Source organism: Bradyrhizobium sp. SHOUNA76 (assembly GCF_023006445.1).
In the GTDB taxonomy this organism is placed as follows: Bacteria; Pseudomonadota; Alphaproteobacteria; order Rhizobiales; family Xanthobacteraceae; genus Bradyrhizobium.
The window spans coordinates 1-3561 of sequence record NZ_JALBHA010000592.1; the positions used below are offsets into that span (position 1 = coordinate 1).

3 protein-coding genes are annotated in these 3561 nt (G+C 66.6%); all 3 read right to left on the reverse strand.

Annotation, left to right across the window (positions count from 1 at the left end; genetic code table 11):
• The coding region (locus tag MOV74_RS33865) for an SPFH domain-containing protein (RefSeq protein WP_246931332.1) at positions 1–1425 on the reverse strand (1425 nt) is incomplete at its 3' end.
• Between the two features lie 25 nt (positions 1426–1450).
• Positions 1451–2284, reverse strand: coding sequence for a phosphoenolpyruvate hydrolase family protein (locus MOV74_RS33870; RefSeq protein WP_246931333.1), 834 nt, complete (start codon positions 2282–2284; stop codon positions 1451–1453).
• 3 nt (positions 2285–2287) lie between these two features.
• Positions 2288–3561, reverse strand: a 1274-nt coding sequence (locus tag MOV74_RS33875) for a Tm-1-like ATP-binding domain-containing protein (RefSeq protein ID WP_246931334.1), incomplete at its 5' end; no start/stop codon positions are given.

The following is a 3561-nucleotide window of genomic DNA, read 5'->3' on the forward strand; positions in this document are numbered from 1 at the left end:
CTCGCGGGCGATGCGGGCGGCTTCGACCGCGCGCTGCGCCTCGATCTCCGCTTCCTGGATGGCGCGCACCTGCTGGATCTCCAGCGCGCGGGTGCGCTCGTCGGAGGAGATGCGCTCGACATTGACGATCAGCGTCTGGGCGATGCGGGCCTTCTCGGTGGCTTCGCGGGCGGCGATCTCGGCCTCGTCGACCGCGCGCGTGCGCTCGATCTCGCGGCGGCGCGTTTCCTCCTCGTTGGCGATGCGGGCGTCAGTGACGACGCGATCCTGCTGGATCCGCGCCTTCTCGATGGCTTCGCGGGCGGAAATCTCGGCTTCCTCGACCGTGCGCATCCGCTCGATCTCGCGCTGGCGCACCTCGCGTTCGGAGGCGATGCGGGTCGTGTCGATCGAGCGCTGGTTGGCGATCCTTGTCTTCTCGATCTCCTCGCGCGCCAGCAGCTCCTTCTCCTCGATGGTGCGGGTTCGCTCGATCTCCTTCTGGCGGGTTTCCCGCTCGGAGGCGATGCGGGCCTCCGCGATCGCCTGGTCATTGGCGATGCGGGCGCGCTCGATGGCTTCGCGGGCGGAAATCTGCGCCTGCTCGGCCTCGGTTTCGCGCAGCGCCCGTTCGCGGGCGACTTCCGTGCGCTGAAGCGCGCGGCGCATCTCGATGTCGCGTTCCTGCTCCAGGCGCGCGGTTTCGCTCTCGCGCTCGATCTCCAGCGCCTGCCGCTCGGCTTCCAGATTGCGGGCGCGGATCTTGATCATCGAGTCCTGCTCGATGTCGTTGCGCAGCTTCCGCTTGGCCTCGATGTCCTGCATCAGCTGGGTTAGGCCCTCGGCGTCGAACCGGTTCGAGGGGTTGAAGAACTCCAGATCGGTCTGGTCGAGATCGGTGATCGCGACCGATTCCAGCTCCAGACCGTTCTGGGCGAGAGCTTCGGCCGCGTTGGTCTTGACCCGCACGACATAGTCGCCGCGGCGCTCGTGCATCTCCTCCATCGTCATTTCGGATGCGACCGAGCGGATCGCGGAGATGAACTTGCCGGCGAGGAGGGCGTGCAGCTGCCCGGGTTCCATGGTGCGGCGGCCGAGCGTGGCCGCGGCGATCGAGACCGCTTCCCGGGTCGGCTGCACCCGGACATAGAAGTCGGCTTCGATGTCGACGCGCATGCGGTCGCGGGTGATCACGGCATCCTGCCTGGAGCGCACGATGCCCATCGGCAGCACGTTCATGTTCACAGGCGTGTAATCGTGGATGAACGGCAGCACGAAGGCGCCGCCATTGATCACCACGCGTTCGCCGAGGAAGCCGGTCCGGACGAACGAGGTCTCCTTGGAGGAGCGGTGGTAGAGCCAGTTCACGATATAGACGCCGACCACGATCACGACGATCGCGACGATCAGCCAGAGGATCAATTCACCGACCAGCATCCCTGACATCTTTCCCTCCCTCGTACCTTCGGCGTTATCGCGCGCCGATCGCCTTGAATTGACGCACCTGTTCCGTCAGCGCCCGTTCCACGGGCAATCGCTCCATCGAGGACGCGCCGTAGAAGCCGTGGCAATGGCGGGTGCTCTTCATGATGAAATCGGCATCGGCGGGATCCGCGATCGGACCGCCATGCGCGAGCACCAGGATGTCGGGATTGACGCTGAGCGCCGCGGACGCCCAGGTGTCGATCTGCGCTGGACAGTCCTTGAGCTTGGCCGCCGTCTGCGCGCCGATCGAGCCGCCGGTCGTCAGGCCCATGTGGCAGACGATGATGTCGGCGCCGGCGATCGCCATCGCGGCGGCCTCCTTCTCACTGAACACGTAGGGTGTCGTCAGCATGTCCTTGTCGTGCGCCTTGGCGATCATGTCGATCTCCAGCGCATAGGACATGCCGGTCTCTTCGAGATTGGCGCGGAACGTGCCGTCGATCAGGCCGACGGTCGGAAAGTTCTGCACGCCCGCAAACCCCAGCGCCTTCAACTGATCGAGGAAGACGTCCATGTCGCGGAACGGATCGGTGCCGTTGACACCCGCAAGCACCGGCGTTCGGGTGACCACGGGCAGCACTTCGTTCGCCATTTCCAGCACGATGGCATTGGCATCGCCGTACGCCATCAGCCCGGCGAGCGAGCCGCGGCCGGCCATCCGATAACGGCCGGAATTGTAGATGACGATGAGATCGACGCCGCCGGCCTCTTCGCACTTGGCCGATAGCCCGGTGCCGGCGCCGCCGCCGACGATCGGCTCGCCGCGCCTCGCCATGTCGCGAAACCTCGTCAGCAGCGCTGCGCGTTCAAACCTTGGCATCGGTCACCTCGCTAGTCTCCGCCGCGCGCCGGTGCGGCCGAACAGGGTTCGGAATGCACTGACGATGGCGGCGGCGAATTCGGGATCGTTGATGTTCTTGGGCATGCGGATGAGCTGGCGATTGCCGGTCTGCCGCACGGTGCGCTCCAGGGTGCGGAACAACGAGGCGTCGGCATCCTGGTCCCAGAACGGCTGGCCTCGCGCGTCGAGTGCGGAGACGCCGGCCTCTGGCAGGAAGAAGCGCACAGGGCCGTCCATCTGGTTGAGCCGCTCGCCAATCCAGCGGCCCATCCGCTCGTTCTCTTCCACGGTGGTCCGCATCAATGTCACCTGCGGATTGTGGACGTGGAACTTGCGGCCGCGATAGCGTTCGGGAATGGTGTCGGGCGCGCCGAAATTGACCATGTCGAGGGCGCCGACCGAGCCGACATAGGGGATGCGCGTGCGGATGATCGCGCCGAAACGGTCCTCCGTCGCCGGAAACACGCCGCCCATGAGCAGGTCGCAGACCTCGGTCGTGGTGAGGTCGATCACGCCGGCGAGCTGTCCCGACTCGACGAGCTTTTCCATGGAACGGCCGCCGACGCCGGTGGCATGGAAGACCAGGCACTCGAAATCGTCACGCAGATCGGCGGCGATCTTCTGTACCGCCGGCGTCGTCACGCCGAACATGGTGATGCCGATCGGGGGCAGCTTGCTGGTCTCGTGCGCCGTCGCGGCGCGTCCATCCAGTCGTGCCTTGACCATACCAGTGAGCGCATTGGCGCCGTTGGCCAGCACCGCGCGCAAAATTGAGTTCAGCCCCTGCACGTCGGTGACCGAGTACATCATCGTGATGTCGGCGGGGCCGACATAAGGTCCGACGTCACCGGACGCGACGGAGGAGATGATCAGCTTGGGCACTCCGACCGGGAGCGTGCGCATCCCCGGCGCGACCAGCGAGGCCGCGCCGGAGCCACCGGCCGAGATCACGCCGGCGATGTTACCCTGGCGCCGCAGCCAGCTGGCGAACGCATCCGCCATCGCAGTCACGGCCGTCCCGCGATCCGGGCCGAACACGGCGGAGCCGCCGCGGCCGTGGTTCAGGGCGATCTCCTGCGCGGAGACGTCGCAGGACGAATGTTTGCCGCTGGTCGAGACGTCGACCAGCCGCGTGCGCAGGCCGCTTTCGGCGATGATGTCGCGGATGTACCGCAACTCGATGCCCTTGGTGTCGAGCGTGCCGACGACCAGCACCACGGGTGGGCCGGAGGCCTGCGTCGCCATCGGCTCGCGCT